Below are 18,978 nucleotides of genomic sequence, written 5' to 3' on the forward strand. Positions count from 1 at the left end.
CACTCCCTAAGCATTTTAATGAGATAAAAGTAGCTGACTGTAATTAATAACTCGGTTTATCTTTGCCTCTTATCACTCTTTTTTAGAGCCTACTGCGCTAGAGATATTAAAGGACGCTAGCTGCTGTAAGAGTTGGTTGACCATATGCCGCGGGTACGTGTGCCCAGTTGGCATTATGATATGCGCAACTTGACGATATAATGGATCGCGTGTGCTATACAGGTCTTGCAGTATTTGTCTGGGATTAGGCTGCTGTAACAATGGTCGTGATTTGTCTTTGGCCGTACGAGCCATTTGCACATCGACTGGTGCATTCAAATAAACCACAATGCCGCGTTGATTTAAAAACGCGCGGTTTTCAGCACTCATCACGGCGCCGCCACCGGTGGCTAAGACAATGTGGGGTTTCTGAGTGAGCTCATCAATGGCTCGCGTCTCACGCTCCCGAAACCCAGCCTCACCTTCTTTAGCGAATATCCAAGCAATATCGGCACCTGTTTGTGACTCAATATACCAATCGCTGTCTACGAAGGTGCGTCCTAACTGCTTGGCAAGCAATTTGCCGATCGTCGTCTTCCCTGCTCCCATCGGTCCTACTAAAAACACCGACGGTAATTCCTCCACCATAACACTCACTCAGCTAAATTAGGTATGATACAACGTCATTGATATTCTGGCTAGTAATGCGCTGTGATTATTGTTCGCAAACTTTAAAAATTTATACATAAAAAAAGCAAGCGTTTCGGCTTGCTTTTTTGGACAAAAAACAATCAAAGACGGCTTAATCCAAGCGACTGATACCATCGTTGATTAATTTTGGTGTGACAAATATCAACAGCTCTTCTTTATTGTTACTGCGCACATCACGACGGAACGCACGACCAATATACGGCAAATCTCCTAAAAAAGGCACCTTATCGACGCCGTTATTGGTACGGTTTTTAAAGACACCGCCCAGTACAACCGTTTGACCGTCTTCAACAATAACGTTGGTTGAAATAGAGTCCTCAGCGATGGCGACCTGATTGTTAATAATAGTTGGTGTGCCGTTTGTAATGACCAGTTGCAAACCAATCTTACCATCAGGCGTGATGTTTGGTGTGGCTTCTAGGCTGAGTGCCGCCTCTTTAAAACTGGTCGTCGTGGCGCCACTGGCGGATGCCTCTTGGTAAGGAATCTGGGTACCAGAAGACACTTTCGCTGTTTGCTTATCTGCGGTCAAAATCTTTGGCGTAGAGATCACTTCACCGCGGTTGTCGGCTTGCAATGCTGACAGCTCAAGATCGAGCATCACATCAGACATACTGAGCAAACCAAAAGCGATACTACCCGCTGGGTTGGCCACCCCTAAATCCACGTTTAGATTGTCAGGACGGGTAATATCATAAGAAGGGTAAGAAACCGTTTGGCCATTGACCGTTGTCGTTTCTATGTCAAAGTCTTTTAGATCCGCCAATGTTTGATTACTACCACCAACCAATAGATTACGATTATTGGCCGCACCATTTGACAAGATACCCCAACGCACCCCAATCTCTTTACTAAAACTATCAGTGGCACTAACAATACGTGCTTCAATCATTACCTGACGGACTGGAATGTCGATTTTACTGATTAATTTGTGGATATTCTCAATACTTTTAGCCACATCTTTAATGATTAACGTATTGGTGCGCTCATCGACCGTGACCGTTCCACGATTGGATAACAGCGTATTATTGTCGTCAACGCGATTGGCAATACCACTATTACCACCGCTAGACGCGCCACTACCTTGAGAAATAAGAGTCAGTACATCTTGGGCTTTTGCATAACTTAAGCGAATGTACTCAGTGCGTAGGGGGGCAAAAGACTCAACTGCTTGCTGTGCCTCAAGCTCACGTGCTTCTTGTTCAGCAAGCTCAGTCGCGGGCGCCACCAAGATGACATTCCCATTTTCACGTTTCCCTAGGTTTTTACTTTTCAAAATAATGTCAAGTGCTTGATCCCATGGGACATTGATCAGGCGCAAAGTGATATTACCAGACACCGAATCACTAGCAACAATATTCATCTCGGTAAACTGCGCTAAGATATCTAAAACGCTACGAATCTCAACGTCTTGGAACTCCATAGACAGTCGCTCACCGCTATACACTTTTTCTTCAAGCGTCGGCTCGCGTAGCAGTTCAGGCTTATTGATACTGATGTTTAACTGATTGCCCGATTGGTAAGCTTGATACTCGTAATCATCGACCATATTGATAGTGATGACACCGTTTTGGCCTTGGTTCTTGGTATCAATACTACTAACAAGACCACTATTAATGTTTAATCGACGTAGTAAATTTCTTGGAACCGTACTGCCTATCAAACGTACAACCAGCTTATTACCTTGACGTTGTACATCCACAGGAATGGCTTCGTTGGCAAGGGCGATACTGACATTGCCACCACCATTATTCCCGGCCGCAAAATTGACCGCGCTTAGACCGTCATAACTGTACTGCTTACTCACTTGTGACGCGGCAAGCTGCGGATTGAGTAGAGGATTGACTCTAACCACCATCGTATCGGCTGGTACGGTCTTTTTTTCTACTGCCCGACTGGTGGTGCGGACGGCAGCCACAGGCGCCACACTGGTCTCAACGATTGGTGTGACAACAGCTGTGGTCGTCAGGTCATCACTGTCGTTGAGCACGTCTTGAATAGGGTCACTGGTCACGACTGGACGATTGGGATCCGTAATGGTCAGCAACAAATCATTGCCCTCAATCGCTGTCGTATAATTGCCTGACTGCTTGAGGCCAATGATAAGACGCGTGGTACTGTCACTACTTAACGTCGTAACATCATTGACCACGCCAACATTATACTCATTGAAACGACTGGCCAACCCGTTTTGCACTTGTTCGAAATCTAGCACCAAACGGCTAGGATCATCCAGCTGATAAGCCGCCGGTAATACTGGTAAGCCTGCAAAGCCCAAACGCAGTTGCGTCACCGCAGGCGCTGTTTGTACCACAGTGACGTTGTTAATACGCTGTACAGCATGGGCACTGTTACTCACTGCTACCATGCTGATTGCCAATGCTGAAATGGCAAAAGCAGAGGACACGCGGTTGCTCATCATCATTACCTTGTTATTGCGTACTGTCATTACTTATTCCTCAAAAAATCTGCCGACTTAGCTTATGGGGGATACCAGCGACTGGGGTTTTTCAATGAACCCTGCGCGGCTGTCTGGCACAATTTCAATCAAATTAATCTGGGTCGGCGTGATTTCAACAATACGGCCGTCATTTAATCCAAGATAATCACCTACTTTAACACTAGCAACCGAGCCATCAGGACGTTGTATCAGCGCATAGCGCTGTCCCTCGGGGGATACCACCACACCACGAAAAACCAGTTGCGATAGCTCATACTGCTCAAGCGGTTCTTTTACCCTAGTAATATCAGGGCGCACACCGTCAATTGAGGTGGTCGGGCCTTCTACATTGACCAAACTTGGTGGCAAAAATGGACTACGCTGCGCACTAGCACTGTAAACGAAGTCTTCTACCAGCTCCGCCTTGGGCGGCGGCTCAATAGGCTGTGCAGGCTGATTGCGTATGTCAGTCATTGCTTGCTCTGCCATGGCAATACGGTCAGTACAACCCGTCATTGATAACACAGTAACGCTTAACACCAGTAGGATGGGCAATTTTTGGCTACTCATTAGTTGCCTCCTGCATTATCAGTCGCAGCGCCAGTTTCATCCTCAGGCGCCGCTTCTTTTGAGCGATACGTTTTGGTTTGTAGCACCAGATTAAGCTCTGGTAAGACGTCCAGTGTTGGCTGCGGATTACTCACCTCAAAGTCGTGCATGGTAATAATTCGTGGCAGGGCCGCAAGACCACTGATAAAGCTGCCAAATTGATGATATTCACCTAAAGCTGCAATGCGAATAGGCTGCTCAATAAAGAACTCGTTCTCAATCTCAGGTTCGACGGAAATGTCTTGAAAACGGATGTTACTGCCCACCCCTGTCATATTGATCCCTTCTACCAACTCTGACACACGGGTATCTTTTGGTAGCTGATCGAGTAAGGTGTTGAATTCCGTCTCCATTTGGATAACTTGTGCTTGATACGCTTTTAAGTGGCGCGCGCGTGACTCTTTTTCACGGTAGCTCTCAAGCAAGGTCTGCTGCTGACTTTCGGCAGCGCTGATCTCATCAATCTTGCTGCTAATCGGTAGCGCCCACGCTAGTGCCGCTATAAAGACAATGATAAGCCCAATAACGGTTATTTTTACTGGGAGTGGCCAGCTGCCATAGTTTTCGGAATCTAAAGACTCAAAACTGCGCCGAAACTCATTTAGATCAAACTGCTTCTTTGGTGTCACCGCCGTTTTTCTGGTTTTGATCAGGCTTTTTTTGCGGCTAAGCTTCATAGCTCACCTCCCAGCTCAGCATCAGCAGATGTGGCTGTCTCTGACTGCACTTTCGTCGTTACCACAAACTGTACATAACTGTCTTCAGGATAAACAGGGCGCGGCGCCTCGCCAGCAGTAACCGTATTATTAAGCGCTGGTGCTGTTTCATACGCACTGATATTTTGTTGAATGTTACTCACCGCAGAGTTGCCCATCCACTTACTGTTATCAAGATTGCGAATCAAGCTTGAGACTACATTTGGGTTGTCTGCCAGACCCGTCAAAGTGAGCGTATCGCCTTCACGTTTGAGGTTATTGAGGTACAATGCTGGGGGAATGGCTTTAGCAAGATCATCCCACAGACGTACTGGTACAGGGCGTCGACCCTGCAAGTCTTGGATCACCTGCATACGTGAGATAATGTCTTCACGGCGCTGCTCCAGACTATCAATCTCAGTGAGCGCTGTGTCTAAACGAGCATTTTCTTGTTCGATCAATGCGTTGGCATCGAGCTGCTCATCAAGCTCATTGTTAAAGTAGCTCCACGAAGCAAAGGCGACCAACAGAGTGAGCAAAGTCACCGCGACCACTAATGTTATAAATTCTTTGTTGCGACGTTCGCGCTCTTCTTGTCGCCAAGGTAAAAGGTTAATACGAGCCATTAGTCAAAGCTCCTTAACGCAAGACCGCACGCCGCCATCAAGCTTGGTGCCTCAATAGCCAGTTGTTCATTGTCGATATCTGGCGCAATGGTCATATTGACAAACGGATTGGCGATACTGACCGTCACACCAAGTTTTTGTTGTGCCATGCCTGCCAGACCAGCGATAGAGCTACTGCCACCAGCCAGTACCACATGATCGATACTACTGTACTGGCTTGAGGAGAAATAAAACTGTAGTGAACGAGTGATTTGTTGAATGGTATTTTCGATAAATGGGGTTAGTACATCAATATAGTAATCATCAGGTAAGGTGCGCTCACGCTTACTGATATCTGCCTCTTCAGCCGTGAGCCCATAACGGTTTTGAATCGCCTCTGTCAATTGTACGCCACCAAATAATTGCTCGCGACTATAGATAAACTCGCCATTCTTAGCAACATACAAAGTCGTTTGATTATGGCCGATATCTACCAAGGCCACCAATTCTGGATTATTTGGTAAGTTATCAACCATCAGTCCAAACGCACGCTCAATCGCATGGGATTCAATATCCATCACTTTGGTTTGCATACCACCGAAGGTTAAAGCATCGACACGTTGATCGACATTTTCTGAGCGCGAGGCCGCAAGTAATACTTGTACCATCTCATCACTTAACAAAGACGGACCTAACACCTCAAAATCCAAATTCACGTCTTCTAAAGGATAAGGCACGTATTGATCGGCATCCAAACGTATTTGGGCTTCACGCTCAACATCGCTTAACGCCGCGTCCATATCAATAATCTTAGTAATTACTGCGGATCCTGACACTGCCGTGGCGGCCTGACTACCCGTCGCCTGACAGCGCCTAGCCAAAGTCGCAATCACATTGCCAACCGCTTCAGTGTCTACTAAAAGCTTATCGACGACCACTCCTTCCGGAAGTCCTTCTATACCATAAGATTTTAAGTGAAACATGCCCTGTTGGCGCTGTATATCAACCAACTTTACTGAGGTGGCACAAATATCCACGCCAATCAAATGTTGACTTTTGGAAGTAAATAGCCTCACAAGCTCTATACCTTATATTAAGTGTACACTTTGATAGTTATTTGTAATAATTGAACACAATACTTTACTTAATAGATAGATTCAAGCGTTTAAATTGGCTGTTAAGGCTAACTTACACATTTATTATGACCTCTTATTTTGTTCAAGGTATAATGCCTTACCTGTTGCAAATTTTAATTGATAAGCCTTACTATGACCAAAAAAATTGCTACCGCACGTCTCATTCATTTTTTAGTGGGGCTTTTTATCGCCTGCTTAGCGTTAGCAGTGGTTTTAGCGCTTGCTGTGCCTATCGGTTTTTACGGTATGGCAATGTATTTATCCCCTACTTTGCCTAGCACACAAGAAATTAAGACAGCAAATTTTGAGATGCCATTACAGGTTTATAGTAGTGACGATAAATTAATCGGTCAATATGGCAATCGCTTATCGCTTCCCGTTACCTTTGATGAGATTCCTGAAGATCTCACCCATGCTTTTTTAGCGGCAGAAGACGCCTCTTTTTTTCAGCACAGTGGTATTAGTATTAAGGGACTTGGCCGTGCGGTTACCGAAGTGGTGACTGATGATGATAGCCAGACAGGTGGCTCTACCATCACCATGCAGGTGGCCAAAAATTACTTTTTGAGTCCAGAACGCACCCTAAATCGTAAGCTGACTGAACTGTTCTTGGCTCGTAAGATCGAAGATGAACTCAGTAAAAATGAGATCTTGACGCTTTATGTCAACAAAATCTACTTGGGTGAAGGCGCATATGGTGTCCGCGCTGCTGCCAAAAAATACTACAGTAAATCACTAGAAAATTTGACTATTGCTGAGATGGCCATGTTGGCCGGTCTGCCAAAAGCGCCATCTAAATACAACCCTGTGGCCAATCCTAGCCGCGCGCTGACTCGTCGCAACTGGATCATTGGACGCATGCACGAGCTAGGCTATATCACCAAAGCCCAATATGACGAAGCCGTTAATTCACCAGTAGGCATCAACCTTTATCAAGAGAAGCTTGACGTTAATATGCCATATTTGGCAGAAATGACTCGCGCTACCTTGGTCGAACGCTACGGTGAGCAAGTGATGCACAGTGGTTGGCGCGTACGTCTTACCGTGGATAGCAAAGCACAAACAGCAGCAGAAGCGGCTATCCTAACAGGCTTGGTCGCTTACGAGCATCGTCACGGCTGGCGCGGGGCAGAAGCAAATGATGAACCTTTAGAGAGTTTCCGCCGTTACAGCAATATGTATCCTGCCAAAGTCACTCAGGTTAACGCCCAAAGCTTTGACGCAACCTTGCAATCAGGTAAAAATATAACCGTTAACTGGCCTGGGATGAGCTGGGCAGCCAAATACATTTCTGCTGATCGTATCGGCTACCCTCCTACGAACGCCAGTCAAATTGTCAATCAAAACGATATCATTCGGGTGATACCTACCGCTAATGGCAGTTGGCAGCTGAGTCAAATACCAAACATACAAGGCAGTCTGGTGTCCTTAGATCCAGAAACTGGGGCGGTAAATGCCTTGGTCGGTGGATTTGACTTTAACCATAGTAAGTTTAACCGCGCTTTACAAGGCTGGCGGCAACCTGGCTCAACCATTAAACCCCTCGTGTATACAGCGGCGTTAGAAAAAGGCTATCGTCCAGACAGTATTGTCTCGGATCGCCCAATCCAAGTAGGAGACTGGAAACCTAAAAACTCTGACGAGCGTTTTTTAGGCGACATCACGCTACGTCGCGGGCTGTATTTGTCTCGCAATCTGGTTTCTATTCGCCTTCTACAAGCCATCGGTATCTCTGATGTGCGCAGCCTGTTGGATGAGTTCGGTCTTGATAAAGAGAAGTTGCCGACGACGTTGTCATTAGCACTAGGGGCGGGGCAGGCAACGCCATTACAAATGGCAACGGCCTACTCCACCTTCGCCAATGGTGGTCATCGCATACAACCTTACTTTATTGAACAAATTTATAACTATAAGAATGAGCTGTTATTTCAAGCCAACCCGCGCCAAGCGTGCGCTTTATGTTTTAACGAACAGCTCGAAACCCTCAATAAAACGTTAATCGAAGAACATGGTCAGTCCAATGAAGGCGAAAACAGTACCACTAATGAGGCAGTAACTGCTGAAAGCCAAGCATTAAAGAGCAATGAAGAAAACGCACAAAACACCCAAATCAATGTAGACGTGACTGATGCTAGTCCACAATCAGATCGCTTACAAGCGCCTGCTGTGCAGTATACAGTGGCCAAACAAGCCCCTAGAATCTTAAAGCCTAGAGTAGCGTTTGAGATGGCCGATATCTTACGCGATGTGGTGCAACGCGGTACAGCCGTACGAGCAAAAGCTCTGGGTCGTGATGATATCGGCGGCAAAACCGGCACAACCAACGAAGCTAAAGACGCATGGTTTGCAGGATTTCATCCTACCAATGTTACCGTGGTATGGATGGGGTTCGATCAACCAGCTACGATGGGCCGCCGTGAGTATGGTGGTGTGGCAGCCCTACCTGTCTGGATGGACTTTATGAAAGCTCAGCTCAAAGACACACCGAATCAGTGGGTATCTATCAATAACCGCTCAAAGTCTCAAAAGCAGCAGCAAAAAGTGATAGAAATGACTGATGATGGTGTGGCGAGTGAAGATGAGTCTACTGACACCAGCACCTCGCTACAGCCCGTCAAAACCCAAACTCAGCAGCGTAAACCAGCAGCTCCTGAAGCAACTGAGGAGACAGATAACTTACAGGCAGCAAAATCGAATGACAGCCGTAATAATGATAGTGCCCCGCAAAATCCACTCTCAGTGACACCCGTTGATGAGATGCCACCAATACCAGAGTAAATCGTACCGTTAAGCACGGTGGCAACTCACACTAAAAAAGCGTGTTTAGTGATTACTAAACACGCCTTTTTTTTAACCCTTAAAAATTCTATCCCTCCTAAAACTCAACCATACCAGCACGTAACTGCTCGATAAGCTCTAAAAGCTGCTGGCGCCATTCGCGTATGGTCGCCTCATCTGGTAACCACTGGTTTGACAAAGTCACAACGTTGACAATCAGATCCGCTGATCCCGCCGTATCATCACTTGGCTTTTCATCAACGACAGTATCGGGCGGTACCGCATATAAACAGCGCTGATAAGCACGCTCTATATTAGCCAAAAAACCTTGTTGTTGTAACTGCTGCAAGCGCTGAATTTCCGGGGACACCTGTGTCCGCTCGCTTAAGGCTTGCTCGATATCTATTAAGGTGGGCGCTGTCATGTTCAAACTATAAAAATGACCAAGCTCTTGTATGAATGCTAAAAAAGCGCCATGCAGATGAAAAATAGCGGTCTCACAGTGCGCTTGATACAGTTGCTTGTCATTGGTACTGCCTGCCGCTTGGCAGGACAGACGACAGAAATACAGTTTTTGATTGGTTCGATCTGCTTGATATTTGGCAACACGGGTTTTACCTGCCATTTGCTATTTATCCTTGTATTGACAATAAACACTGACCAGTTGGTACAGTCATAACTTACACGTGATGCTTTAAGTGTACTATTAACTGGACCGATTTTCTTAGAAATTATAACAGCCGAACTACAACGTGACCACGTCATCTCTACTCAGCCTACCAAATGTAGAGTTAGGATCACTTTTTTGACGGTTTAAATGTTTAAAAGCGCAAAAAAGCCAGCTTGCAAGCTGGCTTTTTTATCACATTAAGAAAGTATCAAGAACAGTTAATACGATTAATTGTCTTGATTTAACTCTTGAGCAAAGGCTTCATCAAAGCTAGCAAAATCTTTGCTATCCGTGCTTGCGCCCATATCAAAGGCGGCATTCAGATCTTTATCTTGTAGTTTCTGATCCGCTTTTTCTTTACGTGTCTTGTGATAAGCAAGACCAGTACCGGCAGGAATCAAGCGACCAACGACCACGTTTTCTTTCAGGCCACGTAACTCATCCACTTTACCAGTCACGGCAGCAGCAGTTAGGACACGGGTTGTCTCCTGGAACGAAGCCGCTGAGATAAAGCTTTCAGTGGCCAAGCTGGCTTTGGTGATACCTAACAATTGACGCTCATACTGTACTGGGAATTTATCTTCCGCTTCTAGCTTCGCATTCAATGCTTTGATATCCGCATACTCTACCTGATCGCCTTTGAAGTGGCTTGAATCGCCGCCATCGGTGATTTCAACTTTACGCAACATCTGACGAATAATAACTTCGATGTGCTTGTCGTTGATTTTTACACCTTGCAGACGATAAACGTCCTGTACTTCGTTAACGATATAATCAGCAAGCGCAGTCTGACCTTTTAGACGTAGGATATCGTGCGGGTTTTGTGGACCATCAGCGATAATCTCACCACGTGCTACTGTCTCGTTTTCAAAGACGTTGATTTGACGCCATTTCGGGATCAGCTCTTCATGAACCTCACCATCTTCATTGGTAATAATGAAGCGGTTTTTACCTTTAGTCTCTTTACCGAAGCTCACCACACCCGTCATCTCTGCCATGATGGCATGATCTTTTGGACGACGTGCTTCGAACAAGTCAGCCACACGTGGCAGACCACCGGTAATATCTTTGGTACCAGAAGATGCTTGTGGTACACGGCCCAAGATCGAACCTGCTGCAACTTTTTCACCATCGCTGACGCGAATGATGGTCTCAGCTGGTAAGAAGTAAACCACTTCTTTGCCTTCGTCAGTGTTCAAGATAATCGCAGGACGTAAGTCTTTTGCTGAGCTTGAACGGTCACGAGTCGCTAGAATCTCAAATGAGCTCATACCAGTTGCATCGTCGACTTTGACCGTCGCCGTTGAACCATCAATGATATCACTGAAGCGTGCTGTACCAGCAAATTCTGTAATAATAGGATGCGTGTGCGGATCCCATTTAGCGATGGTTTGACCGCCTTCGACCTGCTCTTCATCTTTCACAAGTACGCTTGAACCATACGGTACTTTATAGCGCTCACGCTCACGACCAAGCTCATCGGTCAAGGCGATTTCCGCTGAACGCGATACGATGACCAAGTGACCGTCTGTGTGCTGAACTGTTTTCATGTTTTCAAAATGCGCTTGACCAGCATTACGTACAGAGATGCTGTTGTCCACAGACGCTGAGCTTGCTGCCCCGCCCACGTGGAAAGTACGCATGGTTAACTGAGTACCAGGCTCACCGATAGACTGAGCGGCCATAACACCGACTGACTCGCCGATATTCACTTTATGACCACGGGCAAGGTCACGACCATAGCACTGTGAACATACGCCATGCTCAACATCACAAGTAATGACTGAGCGTACCCAGATATCATCGATCGCATTATTATCAAGCACGTTTACCCAATGCTCATCGATCAAGGTACCCGCTGGGATCAAGACTTTTGAGTCATCATCGTTATAAGTCACATCACGAGCAGTCACACGACCAAGTACTAGCTCACCGAGTTTCTCGATGATTTCACCACCTTGGATATGCGGCTTCATGAGCAAGCCTTCTTCTGTGCCACAGTCATCACTGGTAATAACCAAATCTTGTGCCACATCAACCAAACGACGAGTCAGGTAACCTGAGTTAGCCGTTTTCAGTGCCGTATCTGCTAGACCTTTACGCGCACCGTGAGTTGAGATGAAGTACTGTAGTACGGTCAAACCTTCACGGAAGTTAGCCTTAATGGGTGTCTCAATGATTGAGCCATCTGGTTTCGCCATTAGACCACGCATACCTGCGAGCTGACGAATCTGTGCCGCACTACCACGAGCACCAGAGTCTGACATGATGAAGATTGAGTTGAATGATTTCTGCTCGTCTTCTTCACCTTGGGCGTTGATGACTTTATCGGTCGCCAAGTTGTCCATCATCGCTTTCGCGACTTTGTCATTGGTACGTGACCAGATATCAACCACTTTGTTATAACGCTCACCAGCGGTCACAAAACCTTGCTCGAATTGATCTTCAATCTCGCGCACTTCGCCTTCTGCCACTTCAATGATTTGCTTTTTCAGTGGTGGAATGACCATATCATCGATACCGATAGACACACCAGATAGCGTCGCTTGAGCAAAACCAAGATACATCAATTGGTCAGCAAACATGACACTTTCTTTTACGCCGACTTTACGGTAGCAAGAGTTGATCAGACGAGAGATGTTTTTCTTCGTCATCTCTTGGTTACACTCATCAAACGCCATACCTTTAGGCATGATGTTCCAGATAAGTAGACGACCAGCAACCGTTTCTTTCATGCTGATTTCTTTGGTTTCGTTACCATCTTCATCGACATGCGTTTCGGTCGCACGCACTTTAATTTTAGCGTTTACATGTAAATCGTTTGAGCCAATCGCACGCAATGCTTCATTGACGGTAGCAAAAACCATGCCTTCGCCTTTAGCATTGATCGATGAACGGCTGATGTAATACAAGCCCAATACCACATCCTGTGATGGTACGATGATCGGATCACCGTTCGCAGGTGATAAGATGTTGTTGGTAGACATCATCAAGGCACGTGACTCAAGCTGTGCTTCTAGCGTCAATGGCACGTGAACGGCCATTTGGTCACCATCAAAGTCAGCGTTGAACGCGGTACAAACAAGCGGATGCAGCTGGATCGCTTTACCTTCGATCAATACTGGCTCAAATGCCTGTAGACCCAAACGGTGAAGTGTTGGCGCACGGTTAAGTAGTACTGGATGCTCACGGATAACCATGGCCAGCATGTCCCAAACTTGTGGCTCTTCACGCTCTACCATCTTTTTGGCAGCTTTAATCGTGGTCGCAAGGCCATGAGACAATAGCTTGTTATAAGTAAATGGCTTGAATAATTCTAGTGCCATTTTCTTCGGTAGACCACACTGATGCAAACGTAGTGTTGGACCAACAACGATGACCGAACGACCAGAATAGTCAACACGCTTACCAAGTAAGTTCTGACGGAAACGACCTTGCTTACCTTTGATCATATCAGCCAAAGATTTTAATGGACGCTTGTTACTGCCGGTAATTGCACGACCGCGGCGACCATTATCAAGCAACGCATCCACTGACTCTTGCAACATACGTTTTTCGTTACGTACGATGATGTCAGGCGCGCTCAGCTCAAGCAGACGCTTTAGACGGTTGTTACGGTTGATTACGCGGCGATAAAGATCGTTTAGATCTGATGTCGCAAAACGGCCACCTTCTAGTGGTACTAGCGGACGCAAATCTGGTGGTAGTACTGGTAAGATATTCATTACCATCCACTCAGGCTTGTTATTAGAATCGCGGAACGCTTCTAATAATTTAAGACGCTTAGACATCTTTTTAAGCTTAGTCTCAGAACCTGTTTGCGGAATCGCTTCACGCAGCTCATCAATTTCGATATCCATGTCGATATCTTTTAATAAGTCTTGAACCGCTTCAGCACCCATCTTAGCCGTGAATTCGTCACCAAATTCTTCTAGGGCTTTGTAATAATCTTCATCATCCAGCAACTGGTACTTCTCTAAAGAAGTCAGGCCAGGCTCAGTGACGATGTAGCTTTCAAAATACAGTACGCGCTCAATATCACGCAGCGTCATGTCTAGCAATAGACCGATGCGGCTTGGTAATGATTTTAAAAACCAAATATGTGCCACAGGACTGGCTAGGTCAATGTGACCCATACGGTCACGGCGAACTTTAGCAGTGGTGACTTCAACACCACATTTTTCACAGATAACGCCTTGGAACTTACGGCGCTTGTACTTACCACATAGACATTCAAAATCTTTTACTGGGCCAAAAATCTTGGCACAAAACAGACCATCACGTTCAGGCTTAAACGTGCGATAGTTAATGGTTTCAGGCTTTTTTACTTCGCCATGTGACCATGATTTGATCACGTCAGGTGAGGCTAAAGTAATTTGAATGCTATCAAACTCTTGATTACCGTTGCCGGCAGGGCTTTGCATGATATCGAGTAAATCTTTCAAGTTGCTTCTCCGTTATCTTTATAATCATCTGACTGCAATCTATTGACGCAGATAAGATGAATGAAGGCAATGAATAGGGTTGAGACAAATCACTAAAAGCAGCAGCAATAAAGCAGGCTGCCTTTAGTGGACAACTAAGTTAAACAACGGGGTTAGTTGCTTTGTTTTAACTCAATATTAATACCCAGTGATTTGATTTCTTTGGTCAATACGTTAAACGATTCAGGCATACCTGGATCCATGTACTGCTCACCATCAACAATGTTTTTGTACATACGGGTACGGCCTTCAACGTCATCTGACTTCACAGTCAACATCTCTTGCAACGTATAGGTCGCACCATAAGCTTCTAGTGCCCACACTTCCATCTCACCAAAGCGCTGACCACCAAACTGAGCTTTACCGCCAAGTGGCTGCTGCGTGACTAGTGAGTAAGAACCCGTTGAACGCGCATGCATTTTGTCATCAACCAAATGGTTCAATTTGAGCATGTACATGTAGCCAACCGTCACTTTACGGTCAAATTTCTGACCAGTACGACCATCATATAAGGTTTGCTGACCATCGCGATCCATACCAGCAAGCTCTAGCAAGTCTTTGACTTGGCTTTCTCTTGCGCCGTCAAATACTGCCGTACCCATCGGTACACCGCCACGTAGGTTGTCTGCTAGCGCCATGATGTCATCATCACTCAAGCTATCAAGATCAACTTGCTCACCGCCGACTTGGTTATAGATTTTGTCCAAGAAGTCACGTAGCTCTTTGATCGCTGCTTGAGATTTGAGCATACCGTCAATCTTCTCGCCCAAGCCTTTTGCTGCCATTCCCAAATGCGTCTCTAGAACCTGACCGATGTTCATACGAGATGGTACACCAAGTGGGTTCAATACGATGTCAACGGTATTACCATTTTCATCATAAGGCATGTCTTCAACTGGCATGATGCGCGATACCACACCTTTGTTACCATGACGACCAGCCATTTTATCACCCGGCTGAATACGACGCTTAACCGCTAGATACACTTTAACGATTTTTTGTACGCCATGTTGTAAGTCATCACCAGCGGTCAATTTGCGTTTTTTCTCAGCAAATTTCACATCGATGTCTTTTTGCTTATCAACCAAGTAATCAGCGATTTGCGTGAGACGCTCAGAGATTTCCTCTTCTACTGGTTGAATATCCAATAACGTCTCAAGGCTCATGTCTTTCATATCAGCCAATGCCATCACCGTACCAGCTTTTAGACCCGCACCGCCACTGACTTTTTGACCATCTAACAGCGTACCAATACGACCACGAGCCGCCTCTTCAAAGATGCGTAGCTCTTCTTTTAAATCTTTACGGTAGCTGTCAAGTTGCGACTTCTCAATCGCTCTTGCACGCGCGTCTTTTTCGACGCCGTCACGGGTGAAGACCTGTACATCAATAACCGTACCTTTACTAGAAGTCGGTACACGTAGTGACGTGTCTTTCACATCAGCCGCTTTTTCACCAAAGATAGCCCGTAGCAATTTCTCTTCTGGCGTTAATTGCGTCTCGCCTTTTGGCGTGACTTTACCCACTAGGATATCACCAGCGTCAACTTCAGCACCGATATAGACGATACCTGCTTCATCAAGGCTTGATAACGCGGCTTCACCAACGTTTGGAATGTCAGCCGTGATCTCTTCTGTACCCAGTTTGGTATCACGAGCCACACACGTCAATTCTTGGATATGAATGGTAGTAAAACGATCTTCTTTCACCACTTTTTCAGACAGCAAGATTGAATCTTCGAAGTTGTAACCATTCCACGGCATAAATGCGATGCGAATATTCTGACCAAGTGCTAGCTCACCAAGATCCGTTGATGGACCATCAGCTAAGATATCACCTAAGGCAATCTCGTCGCCTTGGTTAACAATGATACGTTGGTTGATACAGGTGTTTTGGTTAGAGCGTGTGTATTTAATCAAGTTATAGATATCAATACCCGCTTCACCAGCAGTCATCTCGTCTTCGTTGACACGAACGACAATACGTGACGCATCAACATCTTCGATCACACCGCCACGCTTAGCGATCACACAAACACCAGAGTCACGAGCAACGTGACGCTCCATACCAGTACCTACTAACGGCTTATCAGCACGTAGCGTAGGAACAGCCTGACGCTGCATGTTCGAGCCCATCAAGGCACGGTTAGCATCATCATGCTCTAGGAATGGAATCAGACCTGCTGCGACCGATACAACCTGGCTTGGCGACACATCCATATGCGTCACTTTGTCAGCTGGCATACGAACAAATTCACCATAGCTACGTACACTAACCATCTCGTCACTTAACGCGCCGTCTTTGGTCATTGGGGAGTCGGCCTGTGCAATGACCGTACCCACTTCTTCAATCGCTGACAGATACTCGATCTCATCGGTCACTTGACCATTAACCACACGGCGATAAGGCGTTTCTAAGAAACCAAAGCTGTTGGTTTTAGCAAATGTCGCTAGTGAGTTGATCAGACCAATGTTTGGACCTTCAGGAGTCTCAATCGGGCAGACACGGCCATAATGCGTGTCATGTACGTCACGTACTTCAAAGCCTGCACGTTCACGAGTCAGACCACCAGGACCTAGTGCTGATACACGGCGCTTATGGGTAACTTCAGACAACGGGTTGTTCTGATCCATAAACTGTGACAACTGGCTTGAACCAAAAAATTCTTTCACCGCAGCCGCTACGGGCTTAGAGTTAATCAAATCTTGTGGCGACAAGTTATCTGATTCCGCTGAGCTTAAACGCTCTTTGACCGCACGCTCAACACGCACTAAACCAACACGGAATTGGTTTTCTGCCATCTCACCTACTGAGCGAATACGGCGGTTACCAAGATGGTCAATATCATCAACATCACCGCGACCATTACGAATCTCAATCAGCTCTTTTAGGACATTAACGATGTCTTCGTTGGTTAACACACTGCGTTCGCGTTGAACATCCGGATCATCTGTATTATCAAACTCTAAACCAAGGCGGCGGTTGAACTTCATACGACCGACATTTGATAAGTCATAACGATCGGCGTTAAAGAACATGCTTTCAAATAATTTTTCAGCCGTCTCAACCGTTGGTGGCTCACCTGGACGCATGACTTTATAGATTTCAATCAGCGCTTCTTCACGGGTTGACGTACTGTCAGCACGTAGCGTATCTGCGATATAACTACCCTGATCGATGTCATTCGTGAATAGAATGCTGAATTCTTTAATAGCGCCACTGGCTTCAAACGAGTTTAATTTAACCAATAGTTCATGATCAATGAGCGTGTTGGCGCGAGCGATGACTTCATCATTCACGACGATATCTTCAGCCAAAATACGCTCATAGAGATATTCATCAGGCACAGCAATCTTCGTCATACCTGCTTCTTCAAGCTGACGAATACGGCGTGCATTAATACGCTTGCCTTGCTCAACAATCACCTCACCTTCAGGTGAAACGATATCAAACTGTGCCATCTCGCCACGCAAGCGGTCTGCAACCAGATCAATCTCAAACTGCTCTTCGCCTTTGTAAACGCTTACTTTATCAAAGAACAGATCTAAGATTTCAGAAGTTGTCAGACCGAGTGCCCGCAGAATGATAGAAGCCAATAGCTTACGACGACGGTCAATACGAGCAAATACTAAGTCTTTCGCATCAAATTCAAAATCTAACCAAGACCCACGGTAAGGGATGATGCGGGCGTTATATAATACTTTACCACTTGAGTGTGACTTACCTTTATCATGATCAAAGAACACACCTGGTGAACGATGTAGCTGTGATACGATGACACGCTCAGTACCATTGATAATAAAGGTACCGTTCGCTGTCATCAACGGGATCTCACCCATGTAAACGCTTTGCTCACGGATGTCTTTGATCGCAGCTTTACTGTCTTTGTCTTTACTATCTTTATCTTTGATGATTAAGCGGATTTTGACACGCATAGGCGCAGCAAACGTTGAACCACGCAAAATACACTCGCGCTCATCAAATTCTGGCGTACCTAAATAGTACTCAACAAATTGCAACTCAGCATTACCAGAGTGACTCTCAATTGGGAAAATAGAGGAATACGCAGCTTGCAAACCAGTATTCTCACGAGCTTTTGGCTTTTTATGCTCTTGCAAAAATTGCTCATAAGAATCTACTTGGATAGACAGCAAATAGGGAATGTCCATCACAGTGGGCAATTCAGCAAAACTTTTGCGAATACGCTTTTTTTCAGTATAAGAATATGCCATCGAGAGTCCTTACAGTAAACGTGGAAACAAATTAAAAGCGCGGCCAACCTGCATAAATACAATGCAAACTTAGCGACGTAAACGATAATATAAAACGGGTGTTCGTGTTCAACTCATATCTTTTTATCAACGACTACTTTACTAATCAGTGCTTGTTTAGCACACTGCACTTAATCGTATAATCGGTATCTAAATAAGTCTATATGACTACCCATACCAAAAAATTCAATATCATACAGTCTATTGCCCTTACGGCATCAGTCACAAACAACCTTACAAAAAAATATGACTACTCGGATTTTTCCAAGCTATCTGTCATCAAGCCCCATTTTGCATTTAGACAGCTCGTCATGGAAAACTCACGTCATCACTGACGGGTACCGTCTACAAGGCTACATACTGACAGCAAACCATGCTAAATGGATAACCTAAGATCAGTAGCTTTTTAGAATTAATAATAGGGATAACTATAACTTTTAGAATCAGTATAAACTATAGTGTTAATGGGAAAGAATGCAGACACAAAAAAATGCCAAACATCTACGGACGTTTAGCTCATATTAACTGATTTCAAAAACTGGCATGTGTGCTTGCATGTATATCGTCTGTCCTTTTGATGGGTATCCACCGTGATGTTGC

At 45.5% G+C, this 18,978-nt stretch carries 10 protein-coding genes; 1 reads left to right on the forward strand and 9 read right to left on the reverse strand.

Translation table 11 applies throughout. From position 1 onward, the window contains the following. Positions 1-72: 72 nt before the first annotated feature. The 6 genes from aroK to DVY93_RS06475 all read right to left on the reverse strand — a co-directional run bounded on the left by aroK (position 73) and on the right by DVY93_RS06475 (position 6,115). A complete protein-coding gene (gene aroK / locus DVY93_RS06450; protein ID WP_193006711.1) occupies positions 73-627 on the reverse strand; it encodes a shikimate kinase AroK in 555 nt (184 codons plus the stop codon). A gap of 154 nt (positions 628-781) precedes the next feature. After that, a complete protein-coding gene (locus DVY93_RS06455) occupies positions 782-3,139 on the reverse strand; it encodes a type IV pilus secretin PilQ (protein ID WP_230709843.1) in 2,358 nt (785 codons plus the stop codon). A gap of 27 nt (positions 3,140-3,166) precedes the next feature. Next, positions 3,167-3,700 (reverse strand): pilus assembly protein PilP, encoded by a 534-nt coding sequence (locus DVY93_RS06460; protein WP_193006709.1) that lies wholly within the window; start codon positions 3,698-3,700, stop codon positions 3,167-3,169. Next, on the reverse strand, positions 3,700-4,416 hold the full coding sequence (locus DVY93_RS06465; RefSeq protein ID WP_193006708.1) for a type 4a pilus biogenesis protein PilO: 717 nt from the start codon (positions 4,414-4,416) through the stop codon (positions 3,700-3,702). The genes DVY93_RS06460 and DVY93_RS06465 overlap by 1 nt, the downstream gene beginning before the upstream one ends. Further along, on the reverse strand, positions 4,413-5,060 hold the full coding sequence (locus tag DVY93_RS06470) for a PilN domain-containing protein (RefSeq protein ID WP_230709845.1): 648 nt from the start codon (positions 5,058-5,060) through the stop codon (positions 4,413-4,415). Before DVY93_RS06470 ends, DVY93_RS06465 begins: the two co-directional genes overlap by 4 nt. Next, positions 5,060-6,115 carry a pilus assembly protein PilM gene (locus DVY93_RS06475; RefSeq protein ID WP_230709847.1) on the reverse strand — a complete coding sequence of 352 codons (1,056 nt, stop codon included), beginning with the start codon at positions 6,113-6,115 and terminating at the stop codon, positions 5,060-5,062. Before DVY93_RS06475 ends, DVY93_RS06470 begins: the two co-directional genes overlap by 1 nt. A 192-nt stretch (positions 6,116-6,307) precedes the next feature. Between DVY93_RS06475 and DVY93_RS06480 the strand changes: the two genes are divergently transcribed. After that, positions 6,308-8,953, forward strand: coding sequence for a penicillin-binding protein 1A (locus DVY93_RS06480; RefSeq protein WP_230709849.1), 2,646 nt, complete (start codon positions 6,308-6,310; stop codon positions 8,951-8,953). Positions 8,954-9,050: 97 nt separating this feature from the next. On the opposite strand, the gene DVY93_RS06485 is transcribed toward DVY93_RS06480, so the two are convergent. The 3 genes from DVY93_RS06485 to rpoB form a co-directional block, all read right to left on the reverse strand. Continuing rightward, complete coding sequence (locus DVY93_RS06485) at positions 9,051-9,578, reverse strand: DUF6586 family protein (RefSeq protein ID WP_230709851.1); 528 nt, start codon at positions 9,576-9,578, stop codon at positions 9,051-9,053. 272 nt (positions 9,579-9,850) lie between these two features. Then, on the reverse strand, positions 9,851-14,068 hold the full coding sequence (gene rpoC / locus DVY93_RS06490; RefSeq protein ID WP_193006703.1) for a DNA-directed RNA polymerase subunit beta': 4,218 nt from the start codon (positions 14,066-14,068) through the stop codon (positions 9,851-9,853). Between the two features lie 152 nt (positions 14,069-14,220). Continuing rightward, positions 14,221-18,339, reverse strand: coding sequence for a DNA-directed RNA polymerase subunit beta (rpoB, locus tag DVY93_RS06495; protein WP_193006702.1), 4,119 nt, complete (start codon positions 18,337-18,339; stop codon positions 14,221-14,223). Between the last annotated feature and the right edge of the window lie 639 nt (positions 18,340-18,978).

The organism is Psychrobacter sp. CCUG 69069, assembly GCF_021023115.1.
In the GTDB taxonomy this organism is placed as follows: domain Bacteria; phylum Pseudomonadota; class Gammaproteobacteria; order Pseudomonadales; family Moraxellaceae; genus Psychrobacter; species Psychrobacter namhaensis.